Source organism: Billgrantia lactosivorans, from assembly GCF_003254665.1.
In the GTDB taxonomy this organism is placed as follows: Bacteria; Pseudomonadota; Gammaproteobacteria; order Pseudomonadales; family Halomonadaceae; genus Halomonas; species Halomonas lactosivorans.
The window spans coordinates 125813-145855 of the sequence record NZ_QHGY01000008.1 but is presented as its reverse complement, the minus strand read 5'-3'; the positions used below and the strand labels follow the sequence as shown (position 1 = coordinate 145855).

The window sequence follows — 20043 nt, the reverse complement described above, 5'->3', positions numbered from 1 at the left end:
CTAACCGGTACTAATGGCCCGTGAGGCTTGACCATATAACCCCAAGGGGTCTGCGCATTGCGCACACGATTGACGGATACGCAGGCACGGTGACACCGTGCCGAGACGATCACGCCAGCATGATTCCAACCGTTTTCGCCTGACGACCATAGCGAGTGGGAACCACCTGATCCCATGCCGAACTCAGCAGTGAAACCGCTCAGCGCCGATGGTAGTGTGGGGTCTCCCCATGCGAGAGTAGGTCATCGTCAGGCATTTTTTCAGAAACCCAGCTTCGAAAGAGGCTGGGTTTCGCCGTTTAGGGGCCTCCCACGGATCCCGCCTGTCGGGAGCAGGCGGAAACCGCGGCAGCGGGCCCGAAGGGCGAGCCTCAGGATGAGACGAGTCGAGCAGCGGGGAGCCGCCCTGGACATCGTCAGGCATCTTTTCAGAAACCCCGGCCAACTGGTCGGGGTTTCGCCGTTTCAAGGCCTCCCACGGATCCCGCCTGTCGGGAACAGGCGGAAACCGTGGCAGCGGGCCCGAAGGGCGAGCCTCAGGATGAGACGAGTCGAGCAGCGGGGAGCCGCCCTGGACATCGTCGGGCATCTTTTCAGAGACCCCGGCCAACTAGTCGGGGTTTCGTCGTTTCAGGGGCCTCCCACGGATCCCGCCTGGTCGGGAATGGCGGAAGGTGTGGTGTTCACCGGACGCATACAGACCGGTGATACCTGGGATGGCTACACCACGCCCTGGTCGATCATGGCGTCCGCCACCCTGCGGAACCCGGCAATGTTCGCGCCAAGCACGAGATTGGTGGGGTCGTCGAATTCGGCAGCGGTATCGGCACACTGGCGATGTATGTCGGCCATGATGGCCTGTAGCTTGGTGTCAACCTTCTCCAGGGGCCACTGCTGCATGCTGCTGTTCTGTGCCATCTCGAGCTGGCTCGTGGCAACGCCGCCGGCATTGGCGGCCTTGCCGGGGCCATAGGCAATCCTGGCCTCGAGGAAGCGGTCGACGGCAGTGGCGGTAGAGGCCATGTTGGAACCCTCGCTGATGCAGTGCACGCCGTTCCGAAGCAGGGCGGTGGCATCGGCTTCGGTCACTTCGTTCTGCGTTGCGCTCGGAAATGCCACATCGCCCTCGATGCGCCATACGGCATGGCCGTCGACGGGATAGTCCTGGGCATCGATATAGTGGGCATCGGGATGGTACTCGACGTACTCTCGCAGTGAGGTGCGCTTGACCTCCTTGAGCAGCTTGAGCGTGTCGAGATCGACCCCCTCCGGGTGATGGATCGTGCCGCGGGAGTCCGAGCAGGTCACGGGGCGAGCGCCGAGCTGATAGAGCTTCTCGATCGTGTAGATGGCGACGTTGCCGGCACCTGAAACCAGGCATGTCTTGCCCCGGATGCTGTCGCCGCGCGCCTCGAGCATGTTCTGGGCGAAGTAGACTGCACCGTAGCCGGTGGCTTCCTTGCGGCCCAGCGAGCCGCCCCAGTTCAGCCCCTTGCCGGTGAAGACGCCCTCGTAGCGGCCGGTGAGGCGCTTGTACTGTCCGTACATGTAGCCGATCTCCCGCGCGCCGACACCGATGTCACCGGCGGGAACGTCGATGGTCGGGGCAATATGGCGGTACAGTTCGTTCATGAACGACTGGCAGAAGCGCATGATCTCGCCGTCGGATTTGCCCTTGGGGTCGAAGTTGGAGCCGCCCTTGCCGCCGCCGATCGGCAGGCCCGTCAAGGCGTTCTTGAAGATCTGCTCGAAGCCCAGAAACTTGATGATGCTGGCGTTGACGCTGGGGTGAAAGCGCAGGCCACCCTTGTATGGGCCAAGCGCCGAGTTGAACTGGATGCGATAGCCCTTGTTGACCTGAATCTTGCCGGCGTCATCGACCCAACTGACGCGGAACATGATCTGGCGTTCCGGTTCGACGATGCGTTCGATGATGCTGTGCTGATGGTAGCGCGGCACGGTCTCGAGCAGGGGGCGCAGGCATTCAAGAACTTCCTCGGCGGCCTGATAGAACTCGCTCTGGGCCGGACTGCTCCTGCGCAGCCCCTCGAGGGTGTCGTGTATGTAGGTCATTGAGAACCATCCTGAGTGGAATTAGGTGGCCTCACTATAATTCATTGCACCATTATGCAGCAATTGCATAGGTCATGTCGGGATTAGACATTGATATGAGTCGAAATCGCTTTTAAATCCCTAAAATCTGCGCACCATGTTAGGACATGAAAGAAAGCGAATATACGTAAAATAAACGATGGGTCCCGAGACGACCCACGCCCACAGTCGCCCTCAAGGCTGGTACCATTGGCGATCGCTGCTGCGGCCGGAACACTTGCGATGTGCCCGGTCCTCTGCATGTCCACCAACGTGCCGTGGTCGTCTGTGTTGGACCCGACCCGCCGACCGATAGAGCCGAGCCGTATCTGCCAGAGAGGACGATTGCCATGCCGCAAGGGGAGGGGCGCCTGATACCGGATCAGCTGCTGTTCTACTGCCGCCCTGGGTTCGAGCACGACGTATCCACCGAAGTGTTGGCATGCGCCGAGCAGTTAGGGTGGCATGGCAGGACGGAGTTCGCTGCCCAGCAGGGCCATGTCCGTTTCCTCGTGGAAGACGAGAGGCCGGCAAACGAGCTGCATCGCGAGCTACGTTTCGAGCGGCTCGTCTTCGCCCGCCAGAGCCTGGTGGCATTGCCGCCGCTCTCTCTGGCGCGAGAAGACCGCCTCTCTTCCATCGTGAGTCAGGTGTTGGCCAGCGGTTGGAGCTTCGATGCCATCTGGCACGAGACGCCCGATACCAACGAGGGCAAGGCGCTTGCGGGGCTGATCAAGGCCCTGACACGCCCTCTGGAGTCGACGCTACGCAAGCGGGGAGCTTTGCGGCGAAAGGCGGCGGGGCGGCGCCTGCACCTGTTCTGGATGGACGGTGATCGCGTCCAGCTGGGCATGAGCTTTGCCGGGAATCGCAGCGAGCTGCCGGGTGGCATTCGGCGTTTGCGTTTCCCTGCGGCGGCGCCCAGTCGTTCGACGTTGAAGCTCGAGGAGGCCTGGCACGAGTTCATCCCTCGCGATGAGTGGGAGGAGCGCCTGGCCGAAGGCATGCAGGCCGCCGACCTGGGCGCGGCGCCTGGTGGCTGGACCTGGCAACTGGTCAAGTGCGGAATGCATGTCTTTGCCATCGACAACGGACCCATGAAGGGGGATCTGATGGCAACGGGCCTGGTCGAGCATCTGCGGGAGGATGGCTTTGTCTGGGAGCCGCCTTATCGGCTGGATTGGCTGGTGTGCGATATCGTCGACAAGCCGGCACGAGTGACGGCCATGGTACAGCGCTGGCTGACTCGTCGCTGGTGCCGGGAGGCGGTGTTCAACCTGAAGCTACCGATGAAGCGGCGCAGGGAAGAGGTCGTTCGCTGCCTGGATATGCTGAGGCAAGCGCTGCACGAGGCCGGCGTTCCCGCCGACCTGCGCTGCCGGCAACTCTATCATGACCGTGAGGAGGTCACGGTGCATGTCAGGCTGCGAGACTGAGGGGCTCGGCCGGATGACGTGACGCCTCTCAGTAACAGGGTTCGTAGATGCGAATGGTCTCGTCCTCTGTCAGCAGCGGCAGGATACGTTGCATGGCCCGCGAACGCTCCTCGCTCGCGTACCATTCGTTCCAGGTGCGCAGGTCACGCCACTTGACGATCATCAGACGCCGGTCACTATGGCCTCGCTCGACCAGGGTTTCGCCGCCGACGAATCCTCTGGCGCCGAGGGAGTGGCGCATGGCTTCGCGTGCGGCCTCCTCGTATTCCTCTTCCAGGCCAGGCATGATACGACGTTCAATAATGATCTTGATCATCTAGCAGTTCCCCACGACGAGGTCGATCGATGACGAATACCGCCGACTCGCAGCCAGGTTTCGACGTTCAGGTCGAGCTGGACACGACCGGTCTCTATTGTCCCGAACCCATCATGCTCATGCACAACAAGGTGCGCGACATGAAAACCGGTGACATCCTCAAAGTGGTCGCCACGGACCCGGCGACGACGCGTGACGTGCCCAAGTTCTGCAGCTTTCTTGGCCATGAACTGCTTTCGCAGCAGGAGTCGAACGGACGCTATCTCTACTTTATCCGTTTAGGCTGATGTACTTCCAGCCCGGCGGTCTGTTGCGGTCCGTTCAGCCGTCCGCTCCCTTCGTGGCGCAGGGCACGACCATCAGGGCCAGTGCCTCGAGCGTGCTGGGGTCCTGTTCGCGAATGCGGTTGGCGATGCTGCGCTGGAAGAAGTAGACCATCCTGTGCCGGCTCTTGCCTGGATAGAGGCAGGCATCGCCGGGCAGGATCGGTGTCGTCTCGACGAGGGATTCGTCGGCCAGCAAGGCCTCCACGTTGCCGTCACTGTAGAGACGCCAGCCGAACACCTGCTTGAGCTGCCAGGGGCGGTCTTCGTCGTCGATGCACAGGGCATGGGTTCCCTGGGGGTCGGGAATCTGCTGTATCAGCGTGATCTCGTGGGTTTCTTCATAATCGAAGTAGGCAGCGGCATGCTCCAGCTCGCAGGCCTTGTGCGGCGGGGGTGACTCCAGCAGCTCCTCGGTCTCGGGGTCGCGATAGCCGACGAAGCAGCCATGCTCGGCGTCGTCGAGCTGGTGGCAGGGGGTCAGCGTCTCCATCCAGGGCACCAGGCCGACCACGTCGCCATCCTCGCGCAAGCCCCAGGCGAGGATAGGCATGCCGTAGAGGGAGTCCGGTTCCGAGGCCAGGCTGTAGACCATCTCGAGACCGTCGAGCTCGGGAGAGAGGCGAACCAGGCGACGCTTGGCCTGGAGCTTCTGGCGCATCGTTTCCAGGTCGATGACCCGGGCAGGACGGGGTGACAGCGGCATACCCATGTTTCTCCCTCCAGATTCTGCATGGGCCGAGCGGAAATAGGTCACGGCTGCGGCAAGGCTGACGGGATCGACTCCTACCTTCTGGGTTCACCAATATCACAGAGTCGCCATGCAAGTTAAGCCTGGCGATGCCTTTTTCATGGGCAGCTCTCGATCAGCGCTCGCCAGTGTCGACGATGCTCGCCGCGTGCTCGGCGCAGGGCGGGCAGGGGCGCCACGGGGTTATCCAGCGATAGCCAGCGCTCCCGGTAGGCAGCCACCGCGGCGGGTGGCGCAAGATGGCTTTCGAACAGGCGGTCGAGGGTCGTCAGCCAGCGGGTGGCCAGCGCTTCGAGGCGTTCCAGCCAGTCGAACGCCGGCATCGCGGTCAGGCGTCGGTGCAGTTCATCGGGCGTGGCGGAGAGCCTGCGGCAGGTGCCATCCGCGGCGAGGCTGTCGGCCAGCAGCTCGGTCGCTTCGCCCAGCCGCTGCTCGGCGAGCAGCAGGGCGCGCAGCAGTTCGGCGGTCAGCGGGCGGCTGCGTAGCGACTTGAGATGATTCTCCAAGGTGGAGGACTCGGGGCTCCAGGTGGGGTTGAACTGGTTGAGTGTGGCCTGATGCACCCAGCTCAACGCCTCGAACTGGGCCTCGATGCCTCGGGTGTCGCCCGGTGCCAGCGGTGAGCTCGCGCGGGAAAAGCTGCGTACCCACTCTTCCGAACCGAACAGGCTGTTCCAGCTCACCTTGGGCAGTTGCTCGGTCTTGGTCCGTGTGAGCCGCTCGAGCCGCACCCGGTCGGCATCGGAGAGCGAGCCCGGCACGTCGCTGTGCCAGCACGCATGCAGCCGGCGCCAGAGTTCGAGTTCGTAGATCCACTGCTGGCTCGGCGGGGCCACGCGGCCGAGCTGGTTGTTGCGGGCGGCGACGAGGGAGGTGATGCGGCACTCGCGCAGCGCGTAGACGGCGAGCATGCCCTCACGGGTTTCGGTGATCTCGTGAAGCCGCTCGTCGCGCTCGGGAAGGCTGCCGATGTTGTCCGGTGCGCCTCTTGCGGGCTCGGACCGATCCAGGGCTTGCGCCAGCGCCCGCTGGTACTCGACCAGGCTGGCTTCGCCTTGTTCCTCGTTACCGCAGCCAGCCAGCAGCAACAGCAGAAGCACAACGAGACAGTGGCCTGGCTCAATCCTGGGCGATATCCAGCCTCCCATTTGCGACTCCCTTGGCCTTTCCCCGCAGACGTGCGCCAAGCAGGAGCGCCGCCACGGTGAGCCCGGCAATCAAGCCGATCCAATAGCCATGCACGCCGAGTGGGCCGCTCCCGCCGGGCAGGCCGCGAGTGCCCAGCCAATGGCCGCCGCCCAGCCCCACCGCCCAGTAGGCGAACAGGGTGATCAGCATGATCACGCGTGTGTCCTTGTAGCCCCGCAGCGCACCGGCCAGGTTGACCTGGAGCGAATCCGACACCTGGTAGAGCATGGCCAGCAGGATGAGGGAAAGGGCCAGGCGCTGAACGGCCGTATCATGAGTGTAGAGGGCCATGACCGGCTCTGCCGTGTACCACAGCAGCGCACTGTTGAGCAGCGCGATCACCAGGGAGATGACCACGCCGTGCCAGGCCACCAGGCGGGCCCGCTCGGCCCTGCCCTGACCCAGGGTGTTGCCGACCCGGACGGTCAGCGCCATGCTCAGGGCCAGGGGCAGCATGAACAGGATCGATGTGTAGTTCAGGGCGACCTGATGCGCTGCCACCGTCACTTCCCCCAGGCCAGCGATGAACAGCGAGATCAGGGTGAACAGCGTCACCTCGACGAAGATCGCCACGCCGATGGGCACGCCGACGTAGAGGAGCTCGCCGATCAGGCGCCACCTCGGCGGCGCGGGAGAACGCCACAGCGAGACGCTGCCGTATGCCCGCGAGCGACGCGTATAGATCACCATGGCCAGGCACATGACCCACATGGAGAGCGCCGTGGCGATGCCGCAGCCCAGCGCGCCCAGCGCCGGCAGGTCCTGCATCCAGCCTGGCAGCCAGCTGCCGAAGAGCCCGCTCAGTCCGTCGCCGCCATAGATCAGCACGAAGTTGCTGGGTATGTTGACGGCGAGCCCCACCAGGCTGATCCACAGCGACGGGCGGGTATGATTCATGCCGTCGGAGAAGGCGCGCAGCGCCTGGAACAGCGCCACCCCCGGCATGCCGAACGCCACGGCCGAGAGATAGGCCGCCGAGCGTCGGGCGACTTCGACGGGCACGTCCATCAGGCGAAAGACCGGAGTCACGCTGAGCCACAGCAGCAGGGCCGCCGTCAGCCCCAGGGCCAGGGCCACCCACAAGGCCTGGTGCACGCTGGGCCGAATGCGCTCGCTGGCGCCGGCGCCAAGCAGGTGCGCGACGATGGGGGTCAGGCCCATCAGCGTGCCGGTCATGAACAGCATCAACGGCAGCCACAGGCTCGAGCCCACGGAGACGGCGGCCAGGTCGGTGGCGCTGACCCGGCCCGTCATCATCACGTCGGTGACGCTCATGCCGGCCTGAGCCAGCTGGGCGCCGCAGATCGGCAGGGTCAGCCGCAGCAGGGGCCGCGTCTCCGTGCGGCCGACGCTCAGCAGGTCGGTGAAGAACGTTGCCAAGGGGGTGCTCCATGCATCTCAGGCCTCGGCCACATGCCAAGGAAACCGAATATGTTAGCAATTCCCGGTGAATTTCGCTGCGCAAACGACTCGCCTATACTGGCGGGCCATTCGTCATGCCTGGAGAACCCGTGACGCATCGCCTCGATGACGTGATCGCCTTGTTCGACGGCCTCTTTCAGCAGCGTTTCAATACCCGGCTGGTACGCGGCGGCGACGAGCCGCTCTACCTGCCCGCCGACGATGTCGTTCCCTGGCATCGAGTGATCTTCGCGCGAGGCTTCTACTCGAGCGCCTTGCACGAGATCAGCCATTGGTGCATCGCCGGCGAGCGACGGAGAAGGCTGGAGGACTACGGCTACTGGTACCTGCCCGACGGGCGCGACGCCGAGCAGCAGCGCCGCTTCGAAGAGGCCGAGGTGGCCCCGCAGGCTTTGGAGATGCTCTTCTCGCACGCCTGCGGGCTGCGCTTCCACGTCAGCGTGGACAACCTCGGCGGTGCGGCGGAGGTCGATCGCGCGACCTTCCACGAGCGCGTGGCGAATCGGGCGGCGTGCTACGAGCAAGAGGGTCTGCCGGATCGAGCCGCGGCGTTTTACGCAGCGCTGATGGCATTCTATCGCCACGGCCTGCCGCTCGAGAGGGCCGTGGCCACCGGCCAGCACGTGCTCGATCAGGCGCGTCCTGCGGCTTCCCAGGCCTGCCTGCCGAGCTGAAGCAACGGGTCGAGTGCCGGCATCGCCTGGCGCGACGGGTAGGCCACGCCGATGGTCTGGTGAATATCGAGACCGCTCAGGGGGCGGCACTGCACGTCCGGGTGCGCGAGGATCTCGGGCCAGGCCGGCACCAGCGAGGCGCCGACGCCGGCCGCCACCAGCCCCAGGGTATATTCGATGGTGCGCAGGCGGGCCCTGACCTGGCAGCGCACGCCGGTATCGCTGAGGGCCGATGCCAGCTGCTCCATGGCGGCACAGGGGTGGCGCCAGATGAACGGCAGGCCGTCGAGAGCGCCCAGCTCAACGGTGGCCTTCAGGCCCAGGGGGTGGCCGCCGGGTAGCGCCAGCAGGTAGCTGTCGTGCCAGATCGGCTGGAATCCCTCGCCCGGTGCCAGGTCCTGCTCGCCGATGATGCGGGCATCGCAGCGCTCCTCGGGGTTGACCAGCGTCAGCGCCAGGTTGTCGCCCTGGCCGATGTACTCCTTGAGCAGGGCGGTCATGCGGTGGGCGCCGAGGGATCGCATCAGCCCCAGGCGTACCGGGGTGGCCGGCGGCGGGGTGCGAAACAGGCGGCCGATGGCATCGAGATCCTCGCTGACCTGGCGGGCCAGCGGGTAGAGCCGATGGCCCTCGGCGGTGGGCGTGATCCCGCGGCGATGCCGCTCGAACAGCGGCGTGTTCAGCCGTTCCTCCAGTTGCGCCAGGGCGGTGGAGATGGAGGGTTGGGCGACATGGCAGCGTCGCGCGGCAGCGCTGATCGAGCCGCCCTCGTAGGCGGCGATGAAGTAGCGCAGGCTTTTCACATCCATAAGTATTGCCTATGCCTGGGGCAGGAGATCGATATTATCCCTTTGCCTGTCTGGCGCGCTAGGCTGTGAGTAATACTCAGCCCCCGGGAGCCTGTATCGTGCTCGAACCCCTACCCCAGGAGCAGCGTTTCTTCGCTGCGCTTCGCAGCGGTGACTGGCCCGCACCAGAACGAGAGTGGCAGCTCGATGAGGTCGGGCTCTCCGCGCCCGGGCTCGCCGAGCTGTTCGAGACCCAACTGATGAGCCGGCACCTCGACCTCCACGCGCGGCGCCTGCAGGCCCGTGGCGAGGCCTTCTACACCATCGGCAGCGCCGGCCACGAGGGCAACGCCGCCATCGCGCGGGCCTTTCGTGCCACCGACCCCGCCTTCCTGCACTATCGCGATGCGGCCTTCCTGATCCAGCGCAGCCGCGCGGTGCCGGGCCAGACGCCGCTGTGGGACCTGCTGCTGAGCTTCGCCGCCTCGGCGGAGGACCCGATCTCGGGCGGGCGGCACAAGGTGCTCGGATCGAAGGCGCTCCACATTCCCCCGCAGACCAGTACCATCGCCTCGCACCTGCCCAAGGCGATGGGCGCCGCCTACAGCCTCGGCCTGTGGCGCCGACTCGGCGGCGCTGGCGAGTGGCCGCTCGACAGCGTGGCGATCTGCAGCTTCGGCGATGCCTCGTTCAACCACTCCACCGCCCAGGGGGCGCTCAACGCCGCCGGATGGGCCGCCTACCAGGGCGCGCCGATGCCGCTGGTGATGGTGTGCGAGGACAACGGCATCGGCATCTCGACGCCGACGCCGAACGGCTGGATCGAGGCCAGCATGCGAAGCCGCCCCGGCTTCCATTACCTCGCCTGTGACGGACTCGACCTGCTCGATACCTGGCGGGCGGCCAGGGAAGCCGAGCGTATCGCGCGGCGCCGAAAGCAGCCGGTCTTCCTGCACATGCGCTGCGTGCGGCTCTACGGTCATGCCGGCTCCGATGCCCAGCAGGCCTATCTCGCTCCGGCACGCATCAAGGCCGACGAGGCGCGCGATCCGCTGCTGGTCACGGCCGGTCTGCTCCAGCGCCATGGAGTGCTCGATGCCGCTGCCATCGAAGCGCTCTACCGCTCGGTGGCCGAGCGGGTCGCGCATGTCGCCGAGGAGGCGATTCGCCGGCCCAAGCTGGAGACTGCCGATGCGGTCATGGCCAGTATCGTGCCGCCATCAAGGCCGGGGCGTGCGCGACCCTGGCAGGGCGAGGTGGACGCGACCCCGGCACCCATGGCCAAGCTGCTCAACCAGGCGTCATGTCGGCTGATGGAGCGCTACCCCCACCTGGTCATGGCCGGCGAGGACATCGGCCGCAAGGGCGGCGTCTACGGCGTCACCCAGCGGCTGCAGGCGCAGTTCGGGCCGCATCGGGTGATCGATACCCTGCTCGACGAGCAGAGCATCCTCGGGCTCGGCATCGGAATGGGGCAGAACGGCCTGGTGCCGATCCTCGAGATCCAGTTCCTGGCCTACCTGCACAACGCTGAGGATCAGCTGCGCGGCGAGGCGGCCACGCTGAGCTTCTTCTCCAACGGCCAGTACACCAACCCCATGGTGGTGCGCATTGCCGGGCTCGGCTACCAGAAGGGCTTCGGCGGGCATTTCCACAACGACAACGCCATCGCCGTGCTGCGTGACATCCCGGGGCTGCTGGTGGCCTGCCCATCGAACGCCGCCGACGCCGTGGGCTTGCTGCAGGAAGCCGTACGCCTGGCCGACGAGGAGCAGCGCGTGGTGGTCATGATCGAACCGATCGCGCTCTACCACACCCGCGACCTGCTCGAGGAGGGAGACCAGGGGTGGTGTTTTGCCGATCCCGGGCCCGAGCATCGATTGGCTGTGGGCGAGCTTGGTGTCTGGGGCGAGGGCCGTGAGCTTGCCATCGTCACCTACGGCAACGGTGTCTATCTGTCGCGCCAGGCTGCCGCCAGGTTGGAAGTCGACGGCGTGGCGCTGCGCATCGTCGATCTACGCTGGCTGACCGCCATCGACCATGACGCCGTGCATCGTCGGGTCGCCGACTGCGCTCAGGTCCTGGTGGTCGACGAGTGCCGGCGCAGCGGTTCGCCCAGCGAGGAGCTGGTCACCGCGCTGGTGGAGCGGGGAGTGCCAGGCGACAGGGTGCACCGGCTCACCGCCGAGGACAGTTTCATTCCGCTGGGGCGAGCGGCCACGGTCACGCTGCCCTCGGTCGAAGCGATCGTGGCGCAGGCTCGACGCCTCGTGGGAACCAGACAACGCAATGGGATGGCGGCACAGGTGGTCCCCGGGGTCACGGCGGAGGGCGACGAGGCATGAGCGAGATGCGCGATGACACGCAGGGCAGCGCGACCCGTGAGCGGATCCTGGTGGTCTGCCCCGGCCGCGGCACCTACAACGCCGCGGAGTGGGGCACCCTCAACCGGCTGGCGGGCGACAGCGAGTGGCTGGCACGCTTCGACGCCGTGCGCCGCGAGGCCGATATGCCGACGCTTTCCGAATTGGACGGCGAGACGCCTTTCCGCCAGATCCTGCACGGGCGGGGCGAGCATGCCTCGCCGCTGATCTATGCCTGCGCCTGGGCCGACCTGCTGGCGATCGACCGCGAACGCTACGAGATCGTGGCGGTCACCGGCAACTCCATGGGCTGGTACATCGCCCTGGCGGCGGCCGGGGCACTGGACCCCGTCGAGGCGCTGCACCTGATCGGCAGCATGGGATTGCTGATGCAGGAGACCCTGGCCGGCGGTCAGGTCATCTATCCCTGGGTCGACGAGGCCTGGCGGCCGGACTGGGCGCTGCGCCGGGAGCTGCTGAGCCTGATCGAGCGGATCCACGGCAGCGAAGGCGCTGAACTCTATCTCTCGATCGAGCTTGGCGGCATGCTGGTGTTCGGCGGTAACGAGGCGGGGCTGGCGCGCCTGGCCGAGCGCCTGCCACCGCGCGAGCGCTTTCCGCTGCGGCTGCACCAGCATGCGGCCTTCCATACGCCGCTGCAGGAGGACTTGAAACAGGTGGCGCGTCGCCGGCTTGGCGTCGGGCCGTTTCATGCACCCGCGGTGCCGATGATCGACGGCCGCGGCCACGTCTGGACGCCGTGGAGCACCGATCCCCAGGCGTTGTGGGATTACACCTTGGGCGAGCAGCTGGTGGCGCCGTACGACTTCACGGCGGCGATCCGCGTCGGCGTACGCGAGTTCGCGCCGGATCGTGTCGTGATCCCCGGCCCCGGCGCGACCCTGGGCGGCGCCACGGCCCAGGCACTGATCCAGCTCGGCTGGCAGGGATTCGGCGACAAGAACTCCTTCCAGCAAGGTCAGGCCGAGGAGCCGCGACTCGTCTGCATGGGGCTGCCCGAGCAGCGCGAGTGGCTGCTGTCACGGCGGGAGTCACTCCCGGCCTAGGCGCTGGTGAAGGTGCAGCATCACCTCGACCTCGTGCTCGGGCCGCAGCGGCTCGAGCCCCATCTCGCCGAACAGCTCGTTGCGGGCGCGGCTCCACTCGCCGGCCGAGAGGTCGGGATAGAGGCTGTCGGCCGGGGCCAGTTCGACGAAGGGGTCGATGCCGTAGGTGTCGAAGAGTCGCGCCAGGGCCGCCTCGTCGCCGCTGATGCCGGCGGTGAACAGGGTGGCGCTGAAATGGTCGCCCTCCAGCTCCCGGATCACGTCCAGGGGGCTCGCGCCGAAGCTGTGCAGTTCCTCCAGGCTGTAGCCGTTGAGCTCGTTGAACTCGTCGTCGAGCCAGTCGTCGTCGGGCTGAATCAGGGTGTGCTTGATGCGTCCATCGGGCAGTGCCCAGGCGATGGCCAGCGGGAGATCGCTGTCGTCGCCGGTCTCCACGGCGATGAATCCGGGTATATCGGCCATATTACGACTCCTGTTGGGCACGGCGTGCCTCGTCGGCTTCGCCTGCCGCGGCCAGGCGGAAGAAGCGTCGGGCGGTATGGGTGGTGGCGCGGGCCAGCTGCGCTTCATCGCTGCCCCGCCAGTGGGCGATCTCGCGCACGATCCACGGCAGCAGCGAGGGTTCGTTGCGCCTACCCTTGAGTTTGGCAGGTAAATCGCGCGGCAGCAGGTAGGGGCAGTCGGTTTCCACCATCAGGCGCTCGAGCGGAATGTCCCGTACCAGCTCGCGCAGGTGGATTCCACGCCGCTCGTCACAGATCCATCCGGTGAGACCGATATGCAGGTCGAGATCGAGATAGCCATGCAGGGTCTCGCGCTCGGCGGTGAAGCAGTGCACCACGGCATCGCTGATATCGTCGCGCCAGGTGCGCAGCATCTCGCGCATGCGCCGGCCGGCGTCGCGCTCGTGGATGAACAGCGGCTTGCCGCTCTCCACCGCCAGGCCGAGCTGGGCCTCGAAGGCGCGCTCCTGGGCTGCCGGCGTGGAGAAGTTGCGATGGAAGTCGAGCCCGCACTCACCCACGGCGACCACCTCGGGGCGACGGTGGAGCTCGCGCATGGCCGTGGCCAGCGAGGCATCCCAGTGACTGGCATCGTGCGGGTGCACGCCGGCGGTGGCATGCAGCCCCGGGAAGCGCTGGGCCAGTTGCACGGCCTGCTCGGCGTGGGCGCGATCGGTGCCGGTCACGATCAGGGTGGTGACGTTGGCCGCGCGCGCGCGCCGCAGCACCGCCTCGAGATCCGCAGCGAAGCTGGCGTGGGTCAGGTTGGCGCCGATATCCACCAGCGGGGCGGGTGAGCGAAACCGCAGTGCCTCGGGCAGTAAGTCGTCGAAGGTAGCGTTGGGATCGACCAAGGATGCACTCCTGTGCAGATACACGGGGCATTGTAACCAAAGCCACGCGGGGCCAGCCATGCGTTACACTAGCCGCCTTGATGAATTGAGAGGTGAACGCGTGACCCTGCTACGTCTGGAACGCTTGCAACTGGCCTATGGCAACCATGTGCTGCTCGACGGTGCCGACCTGGTGCTGGAGAAGGGCGAGCGCCTGGCGCTGGTGGGACGCAACGGCACCGGCAAATCGACCCTGCTCAAGCTGGTATCGGGCGACATCCTGCCCGATGACGGCAGCATCTGGCGCGCGCCGGGGCTGAAGATCGGCGTGCTGGAGCAGAACCTGCCTTCCGCCACGGGCGAGACCATCTTCGACGTGGTGGCGCAGGGCCTGCCCCAGGCCGGCGCACTGCTGGCCGAGTATCATCACCTGGTGCAGGCCAGCGATCCCGACATGAAGCGCATGGCGACCCTGCAGAGCCGCCTCGAGGCCATCGACGGCTGGTCGTTCCATCAGCGCATCGACGTGGTGCTGACCCGCCTGGGCCTGCCCGCGGACGACCCGATGAGCTCGCTCTCGGGCGGTTGGCGCCGCCGCGTGGCGCTGGCCCGCGCCCTGGTGGCCGAGCCCGACCTGCTGCTGCTCGACGAGCCCACCAACCATCTCGACCTCGACACCATCGCCTGGCTGGAAGAACAGCTGCTCGACTTCAACGGCGCGGTGCTGTTCATCACCCACGACCGCACCTTCCTGTCCCGGCTGGCCACCTCGATCCTCGAGCTCGACCGTGGCCGCCTGGGGCGTTACCCGGGTGACTATGACAAATACCAGCAGCAGAAAGCGCATGAGCTCGAGGTCGAGGCGCGCGAGCACGCCGAATTCGACAAGAAGCTGGCGCAGGAGGAAGCCTGGATTCGTCAGGGCATCAAGGCGCGGCGCACCCGCAACGAGGGGCGGGTGCGGGCGCTCGAGCAGCTGCGACGCGAGCGCAGCCAGCGGCGCGAGGTGCAGGGCCGCGCCAGCTTCGGTATCGACAGCGGCGAGCGCAGCGGCAAGCGCGTGGTCGAACTGACCGGGGTGACCCACCGCTTCGGTGACGAGACGATCATTCGTGACCTGTCGCTGGAGATCCAGCGCGGCGACCGCATCGGGCTGATCGGGCGCAACGGGGCCGGCAAGACCACGCTGCTCAAGATCCTGCTCGGCGAGCTCGAGCCCAGCGAGGGCAGGGTACGTCTCGGCACCAACATCAAGGTGGCCTACTTCGACCAGCTGCGGGCCGGGCTGGAGCCGGAGAAGAGCGTCTATGACAACGTCGCCCAGGGCAGCGACCGGGTCACGGTGGGTGGCAAGGACAAGCACGTGATCAGCTATCTGCAGGACTTCCTGTTCACGCCGGAGCGGGCGCGCCAGCCGGTCAAGGCGCTCTCGGGGGGCGAGTCCAACCGTCTGCTGCTGGCGCGGCTGTTCACCCAGCCGGCCAACGTGCTGGTGCTCGACGAACCGACCAACGACCTCGACGTCGAGACCCTGGAATTGCTCGAGGAGCTGTTGCTCGACTTCGACGGCACCCTGTTGCTGGTCTCCCACGATCGCGCCTTCATGGACAACGTGGTGACCGGCGTGCTGGCCTTCGAGGGCGATGGGGTGGTGCGAGAATACGTCGGGGGCTACAGCGACTGGGTGCGCCAGGGCGGGAAATTGCCGCCGGCGCCGTGGGAGGGCGCGGCCCGCCAGCAGGTCGAACCCACCGTCACCCCGGAGGCCGGCCCCAGGGCCGGCAGCGCCGCCACGGCATCGGTGGCGAAACGGCCCGCCAAGCTTTCCTACAAGCTGCAGCGGGAGCTCGATGCCCTGCCGGCCGAGATCGAGCGGCTCGAGGCCGAGCTGGCCGAGTTCGAGGCCCGGGTCGGCGATCCCGCGTTCTACCAGCAGGACGCGGGTAGCGTTTCCGAGACGCTGCAGGCCATGAGCGACAAGCAGGCCGAACTCGACGCCACCATGGAGCGGTGGATGGAGCTGGAAGCCCTCGCCGCGGGGGAGTAGGAAATAAAAATTCGATAGGAAGCGCTGTTTATCGTTGCGAGCCAAGATAGGCTGGCTGCCGCCGGAGCGGAGCTAGCGCAGTATAGCCTGCTACATGAAGGTAGCGACGGTCCGGCGCTCGGCACCGCCGGCGGCCAGAATATCGAGCGCAGCAGATAAACAGGGTTTTCGCTACTCGGCGCTCTCGCCTTTTTTTCCTACCCGCACGGCGAGCACGTCGCACTGGGCACCATGCAGCACGCCGGTGGAGGTCGAGCCGAGCAGCAGGGCGAAGCCGTGCCGGCCATGGGAGCCGACAACGATCAGGTCGACGCCGTTCTCGGCGGCGAAGCGATGGATCTCGGTGTCGGGCATGCCCACCAGCACGTGCTGGTTCTCCTTGGCCACATGGGGGTCGGCGATCTCGGCCAGGCGCTGCTTGGCATGTTCGTCCAATTGATCCTGGATGCTGGTGAGGTCCATGGGAATGTCGCCACCATAGGCGAAGCCCAGCGGCTCCAGGGTGTGCATGATCGACAGCTTGGCCTGGTTGCGCTCGGCAATCTGAAGGGCGCGCTCAAGTACCTTGTGGGAATCCTTGGTCAGATCCACGGCGACCAGGATATGGCGGTATTCATTGCTCATGGCAGGACTCCAGCGTAACGGCATGTGATCGACATGCCTTCACTCTAGGACGGCTGGTGAATCAAGACAACGACTTGCGTCAAGAAACAGGAGAAACGGGATGGTCTGGCTAGTCATTCTGGCAGCCCTGCTGCTGATGATCGCTCCGGTGATGTGGCTCAAGCCCAGCCCCCGTCAGCGCCGCATCGTGCCGCTGCGCAATGCGGCGGCCAGGGCGGGGGTCAAGGTGGTGCTGGAAAAGCCGCCGCTGCACGGCAGCGGAACCGCCATGCCGGGCTACCGCTGGAGCTATCCGGCCGCGGCCCCCGGGCCGCGTTTCCTGCTGGTGCGCGCCAGTGAGGCCAGCGACGTGCTCAAGCCGTGCGTGGCCGACTGGCGCTGGCGGATCGAGCCGCTCCGGCCGCTGCCCGAGCCTGCGCGTGAAGCGCTCGAGTCGCTGCTGACGCGCCTGCCGCAGGATGCCCTGGTCGTCGAGTCCGACGAAGCCGCCATTACCCTGTGGTGGTGGGAGTCGCAGACGGCGGAGCGCTTTCTTACCTACGTGGAGGACTTTCGCCTGCTGCGCGACGCCCTGGCTGGTCGTGCCGATCGACCCGTGGCGCGCCCCGATTTCAAAGACAGGGCCACAGGCGACTGAGTCACTCAGTTCTCGCTCTCCCGGGCCTGAATGGCCAGGCCATTGTTCTCGATATGCTCCAGCAGGGCATCGAGCTGGCGGATATCCGCCTCGCTGAGGCCCTCCAGCATCTCCCGCCTGGCCTGGGTCACCACGTCGTCGATCTGCTCGAGCAGCGGCGTCGCGGCCGGGGTGAGGAAGACGCGCTTGGTGCGCCGGTCCTGGTCGCAGGGGCAGCGCTCGATCAGACCCTGTTCGGAGAGCTGGTCGAGGGTACGCACCAGGGAGGGAGCCTCCACACCGATTGCCCGGGCCAGATCACACTGCGGCTGCCCATCGCCGAGCCGCCAGAGGTGGTACAGCGTGATCCAGCGCGTCTGGGTCAGGCCCAGCGGGGCCAGGCGGCGATCGATGATGGCGCGCCACAGGCGAGGCAGGCGGGACAGTCGGAAGCCGATGTTCTGATGCATGGGACTCCGCTTACATCGTTGAATTTGTCGAATTGTCCGGACCCCTTGCGTGTAATGCAACTTGTCTCGTCAAGTCATGACGATTCAGGATTCGATTACCGCGCTAATGGATAGGTTCCCCTTCTCGGCCCTGTCTGTCCAGTCCCGCCCCGGCAAGCTGCATCAGCCGCTGCTGCCCTGCCGGAAGGCAGTCAACGTTTCTGCCTGCAGGTCAAGGGCTAGCCGACAAAGCGTCTCCCGGGGCTTGACGTGCCGCCCGGAGTGCACCAAGCTTCCGAAATCAAACGGCCGTATGAAATCGGGCGCTCCTCCAACGCCAACCTCTGTGTGGAGATTCGTGGATGATCTACCAAGGCAACGCCATCACGGTGGCACGCAACGGCGACGATGTCGCCATGCTCACCTTCGACCTGAAGGATGAATCCATCAACAAGCTGTCGAGCGCGGTGATGGCTGAGCTCGACGAGGCCGTCCAGGCCATCCGCGCCCAGAGCGGCCTCAAGGGGCTGGTGATCGGCAGCGCCAAGGAGGTCTTCATCGTCGGCGCCGACATTACCGAATTCCATGGCATCTTCGAGAAGGGCGAAGCCTTCCTGGTCGAGATGAACCTCAAGGTTCACGAGATCTTCAATGCCATCGAGGACCTGCCGTTCCCCACGGTGACGGCGATCAACGGCCTGGCGCTGGGTGGCGGCTGCGAGGTCACGCTGGCCACCGATTTCCGGGTGATGGGCGAGGCGGCCAAGATCGGCCTGCCCGAGACCAAGCTCGGCATCCTGCCCGGCTGGGGCGGCTGCGTGCGCCTGCCGCGCCTGATCGGCGCCGACAACGCCGTGGAGTGGATCGCCGGCGGCAGCGAGAACCGTGCCGATGCGGCGCTCAAGGTCGGCGTCGTGGATGCCGTCGTGCCTGCCGAGCAGCTCGAGGCGGCGGCGCTGGACATCCTGGCGCGGGCCAACGCCGGCGAGCTGGACTACCAGGCGCGGCGCGCCGAGAAGACCGGGCCGCTGAAGCTCAACGCCATCGAGCAGATGATGGCCTTCGAGACCGCCAAGGGCTACGTGGCCGGCAAGGCGGGGCCGCACTACCCGGCGCCGATCGAGGCGATCAAGGTGATCCAGAAGGGCGCCGGCGAGGAGCGTGCCCGCGCCCAGGCCATCGAAGCCAAGGCCTTCGCCAAGCTGGCCTTGACCGAGGTCTGCTACAACCTGGTGGGGCTGTTCCTCAACGACCAAGTGGTCAAGAAGAAGGCCGGCAAGTACGAGAAGCAGGCCCGGGCGGTGAAGCAGACCGCCGTGCTGGGGGCCGGCATCATGGGCGGCGGCATCGCCTACCAGAGCGCCTCCAGGGGCACACCGATCCTGATGAAGGACATCAAGGAGGAGGCCGTCGAACTGGGGCTGAAGGAGTCGCGCAAGCTGTTCGCCAAGCAGGTGGAGCGCGGCAAGCTGACCACCGAGCAGATGGCCGAGAAGCTGACCCACATCCGCCCCACGCTCTCCTACGGGGACTTCGGCCACGTCGACCTGGTGGTCGAGGCGGTGGTCGAGAATCCCAAGGTCAAGGACGCGGTGCTGAGCGAGGTGGAAGGCCTGGTCGGCGAGGACACCATCCTCACCTCGAACACCTCTACCATCTCGATCACCCGCCTGGCGCAAAACCTCAAGCGCCCCGAGAACTTCTGCGGCATGCACTTCTTCAACCCGGTGCATCGCATGCCGCTGGTCGAGGTGATTCGCGGCGAGAAGACCGGCGACGCCGCCGTGGCGGCCACCGTGGCCTACGCCCGCGCCATGGGCAAGACGCCGATCGTGGTCAATGACTGCCCCGGTTTCCTGGTCAACCGCGTGCTGTTCCCCTACTTCGGCGGCTTCAGCCTGCTGGTCGAGCAGGGTGCCGACTTCCAGCGCGTCGACAAGGTGATGGAGAAGTTCGGCTGGCCGATGGGGCCCGCCTACCTGCTCGACGTGGTGGGCATGGATACCGCCGTGCACGCCAACGAGGTGATGGCGGAAGGCTTCCCCGACCGCATGGCACGCGACGCCAAGACGGCGATCCAGGTCATGTTCGAGAACGAGCGCCTGGGGCAGAAGAATGCCAAGGGCTTCTACGCCTACGAGGAAGACCGCAAGGGCAAGCCGAAGAAGGTCAGCGACGAGGCGGCCCAGGCACTGGTCGAGCAGGTCGTCACGGCACACAAGGAGTTTTCCGACGACGACATCATCGCCCGCATGATGGTGCCGCTGTGCCTGGAGACGGTGCGCTGCCTGGAGGACGACATCGTCGCCACCCCCGCCGAGGCCGACATGGCGCTGATCTACGGCATCGGCTTCCCGCCGTTCCGCGGCGGCGCGCTGCGCTACATCGACGCCATGGGCGTGGCCGAGTTCGTCCGGCTGGCCGACGGCCTGGCCGAGGAGCTGGGGCCGCTCTACGCCCCCACCGACAGGCTGCGGCGCATGGCCGAGGCCGGCGAGCGCTTCTATTCCACCCAGGCCCAGGGCTGAATCCACCACGAGCAGGAGGTGAGTT

Annotated in this window: 18 protein-coding genes and 1 rRNA gene; 9 read left to right on the top strand and 10 right to left on the bottom strand. The window is 66.3% G+C overall.

Annotated elements, in window-relative coordinates:
* The first annotated feature begins 138 nt into the window (after window positions 1-138).
* A 5S ribosomal RNA gene (gene rrf, locus DIS04_RS15710) occupies window positions 139-254 on the top strand.
* A 465-nt stretch (window positions 255-719) separates the two neighbouring features.
* Here rrf and gdhA read toward each other — a convergent pair.
* Window positions 720-2072, bottom strand: a complete 1353-nt coding sequence (gdhA, locus tag DIS04_RS15705; RefSeq protein WP_111414725.1) for an NADP-specific glutamate dehydrogenase — start codon at window positions 2070-2072, stop codon at window positions 720-722.
* Between the two features lie 368 nt (window positions 2073-2440).
* On the opposite strand from gdhA, the gene rlmM reads away from it, so the two are divergent.
* Entirely contained in the window at window positions 2441-3526 is a 1086-nt protein-coding gene (gene rlmM, locus DIS04_RS15700; RefSeq protein ID WP_111414724.1) for a 23S rRNA (cytidine(2498)-2'-O)-methyltransferase RlmM, read from the top strand.
* A gap of 28 nt (window positions 3527-3554) precedes the next feature.
* Here the strand turns inward: rlmM and DIS04_RS15695 are convergent, their stop codons facing one another.
* Window positions 3555-3842 (bottom strand): antibiotic biosynthesis monooxygenase family protein, encoded by a 288-nt coding sequence (locus DIS04_RS15695; RefSeq protein ID WP_111414723.1) that lies wholly within the window; start codon window positions 3840-3842, stop codon window positions 3555-3557.
* A gap of 29 nt (window positions 3843-3871) precedes the next feature.
* On the opposite strand from DIS04_RS15695, the gene tusA reads away from it, so the two are divergent.
* Window positions 3872-4129 carry a sulfurtransferase TusA gene (gene tusA / locus DIS04_RS15690; RefSeq protein WP_111414722.1) on the top strand — a complete coding sequence of 86 codons (258 nt, stop codon included), beginning with the start codon at window positions 3872-3874 and terminating at the stop codon, window positions 4127-4129.
* Between the two features lie 34 nt (window positions 4130-4163).
* Here the strand turns inward: tusA and DIS04_RS15685 are convergent, their stop codons facing one another.
* The 3 genes from DIS04_RS15685 to DIS04_RS15675 all read right to left on the bottom strand — a co-directional run bounded on the left by DIS04_RS15685 (window position 4164) and on the right by DIS04_RS15675 (window position 7484).
* On the bottom strand, window positions 4164-4877 hold the full coding sequence (locus tag DIS04_RS15685) for a hypothetical protein (protein ID WP_111414721.1): 714 nt from the start codon (window positions 4875-4877) through the stop codon (window positions 4164-4166).
* A 137-nt stretch (window positions 4878-5014) separates the two neighbouring features.
* Window positions 5015-6016, bottom strand: a complete 1002-nt coding sequence (locus tag DIS04_RS15680) for a DUF3080 family protein (protein WP_245904583.1) — start codon at window positions 6014-6016, stop codon at window positions 5015-5017.
* Window positions 6017-6035: 19 nt separating this feature from the next.
* Window positions 6036-7484, bottom strand: coding sequence for an MATE family efflux transporter (locus tag DIS04_RS15675; RefSeq protein ID WP_111414719.1), 1449 nt, complete (start codon window positions 7482-7484; stop codon window positions 6036-6038).
* Window positions 7485-7615: 131 nt separating this feature from the next.
* Between DIS04_RS15675 and DIS04_RS15670 the strand changes: the two genes are divergently transcribed.
* Window positions 7616-8200 (top strand): elongation factor P hydroxylase, encoded by a 585-nt coding sequence (locus DIS04_RS15670; RefSeq protein ID WP_111414718.1) that lies wholly within the window; start codon window positions 7616-7618, stop codon window positions 8198-8200.
* Here the strand turns inward: DIS04_RS15670 and DIS04_RS15665 are convergent.
* Window positions 8158-9009 carry a LysR family transcriptional regulator gene (locus tag DIS04_RS15665; RefSeq protein WP_111414717.1) on the bottom strand — a complete coding sequence of 284 codons (852 nt, stop codon included), beginning with the start codon at window positions 9007-9009 and terminating at the stop codon, window positions 8158-8160. The genes DIS04_RS15670 and DIS04_RS15665 overlap by 43 nt on opposite strands.
* A gap of 98 nt (window positions 9010-9107) precedes the next feature.
* Here DIS04_RS15665 and DIS04_RS15660 point away from each other — a divergent pair, with 98 nt between their 5' ends.
* Both DIS04_RS15660 and DIS04_RS15655 read left to right on the top strand, forming a co-directional pair.
* A complete protein-coding gene (locus DIS04_RS15660) occupies window positions 9108-11333 on the top strand; it encodes a thiamine pyrophosphate-dependent enzyme (protein ID WP_340148175.1) in 2226 nt (741 codons plus the stop codon).
* Window positions 11330-12418, top strand: a complete 1089-nt coding sequence (locus DIS04_RS15655; RefSeq protein ID WP_111414716.1) for an ACP S-malonyltransferase — start codon at window positions 11330-11332, stop codon at window positions 12416-12418. Before DIS04_RS15660 ends, DIS04_RS15655 begins: the two co-directional genes overlap by 4 nt.
* Here the strand turns inward: DIS04_RS15655 and DIS04_RS15650 are convergent.
* Together DIS04_RS15650 and DIS04_RS15645 are read right to left on the bottom strand one after the other, a co-directional pair.
* Window positions 12404-12880 (bottom strand): hypothetical protein, encoded by a 477-nt coding sequence (locus tag DIS04_RS15650; protein ID WP_111414715.1) that lies wholly within the window; start codon window positions 12878-12880, stop codon window positions 12404-12406. The genes DIS04_RS15655 and DIS04_RS15650 overlap by 15 nt on opposite strands.
* Before the next feature lies 1 nt (window position 12881).
* Window positions 12882-13775: a TatD family hydrolase gene (locus DIS04_RS15645; protein WP_245904582.1), complete on the bottom strand. Its 894-nt coding sequence runs from the start codon at window positions 13773-13775 to the stop codon at window positions 12882-12884.
* Window positions 13776-13875: 100 nt separating this feature from the next.
* Here DIS04_RS15645 and DIS04_RS15640 point away from each other — a divergent pair, with 100 nt between their 5' ends.
* The gene (locus tag DIS04_RS15640) at window positions 13876-15801 is read left to right on the top strand and encodes an ATP-binding cassette domain-containing protein (RefSeq protein WP_111414713.1); all 1926 of its coding nucleotides are present in this window, start codon (window positions 13876-13878) and stop codon (window positions 15799-15801) included.
* A gap of 171 nt (window positions 15802-15972) precedes the next feature.
* Here DIS04_RS15640 and DIS04_RS15635 read toward each other — a convergent pair whose 3' ends face one another.
* Window positions 15973-16425, bottom strand: a complete 453-nt coding sequence (locus DIS04_RS15635; protein WP_111414712.1) for a universal stress protein — start codon at window positions 16423-16425, stop codon at window positions 15973-15975.
* Between the two features lie 100 nt (window positions 16426-16525).
* Between DIS04_RS15635 and DIS04_RS15630 the strand changes: the two genes are divergently transcribed.
* Entirely contained in the window at window positions 16526-17062 is a 537-nt protein-coding gene (locus tag DIS04_RS15630; protein ID WP_111414711.1) for a preprotein translocase subunit YajC, read from the top strand.
* A gap of 5 nt (window positions 17063-17067) precedes the next feature.
* Here the strand turns inward: DIS04_RS15630 and slyA are convergent, their stop codons facing one another.
* Window positions 17068-17511 (bottom strand): transcriptional regulator SlyA, encoded by a 444-nt coding sequence (slyA, locus tag DIS04_RS15625; RefSeq protein WP_111414710.1) that lies wholly within the window; start codon window positions 17509-17511, stop codon window positions 17068-17070.
* Between the two features lie 341 nt (window positions 17512-17852).
* On the opposite strand from slyA, the gene fadB reads away from it, so the two are divergent.
* Window positions 17853-20018: a fatty acid oxidation complex subunit alpha FadB gene (gene fadB / locus DIS04_RS15620; protein WP_111414709.1), complete on the top strand. Its 2166-nt coding sequence runs from the start codon at window positions 17853-17855 to the stop codon at window positions 20016-20018.
* Window positions 20019-20043: the final 25 nt, after the last annotated feature.

What these genes read in the sequence shown, in the direction of transcription:
- DIS04_RS15655 (WP_111414716.1), top strand. Translation starts at nt 11,330, where the DNA reads ATGAGCGAGATGCGCGATGACACGCAGGGCAGCGCGACCCGTGAGCGG.
- DIS04_RS15665 (WP_111414717.1), bottom strand. Translation starts at nt 9,009, where the DNA reads ATGGATGTGAAAAGCCTGCGCTACTTCATCGCCGCCTACGAGGGCGGC.
- DIS04_RS15650 (WP_111414715.1), bottom strand. Translation starts at nt 12,880, where the DNA reads ATGGCCGATATACCCGGATTCATCGCCGTGGAGACCGGCGACGACAGC.
- DIS04_RS15685 (WP_111414721.1), bottom strand. Translation starts at nt 4,877, where the DNA reads ATGGGTATGCCGCTGTCACCCCGTCCTGCCCGGGTCATCGACCTGGAA.
- tusA (WP_111414722.1), top strand. Translation starts at nt 3,872, where the DNA reads ATGACGAATACCGCCGACTCGCAGCCAGGTTTCGACGTTCAGGTCGAG.
- gdhA (WP_111414725.1), bottom strand. Translation starts at nt 2,072, where the DNA reads ATGACCTACATACACGACACCCTCGAGGGGCTGCGCAGGAGCAGTCCG.
- fadB (WP_111414709.1), top strand. Translation starts at nt 17,853, where the DNA reads ATGATCTACCAAGGCAACGCCATCACGGTGGCACGCAACGGCGACGAT.
- DIS04_RS15695 (WP_111414723.1), bottom strand. Translation starts at nt 3,842, where the DNA reads ATGATCAAGATCATTATTGAACGTCGTATCATGCCTGGCCTGGAAGAG.
- rlmM (WP_111414724.1), top strand. Translation starts at nt 2,441, where the DNA reads ATGCCGCAAGGGGAGGGGCGCCTGATACCGGATCAGCTGCTGTTCTAC.
- slyA (WP_111414710.1), bottom strand. Translation starts at nt 17,511, where the DNA reads ATGCATCAGAACATCGGCTTCCGACTGTCCCGCCTGCCTCGCCTGTGG.
- DIS04_RS15635 (WP_111414712.1), bottom strand. Translation starts at nt 16,425, where the DNA reads ATGAGCAATGAATACCGCCATATCCTGGTCGCCGTGGATCTGACCAAG.
- DIS04_RS15630 (WP_111414711.1), top strand. Translation starts at nt 16,526, where the DNA reads ATGGTCTGGCTAGTCATTCTGGCAGCCCTGCTGCTGATGATCGCTCCG.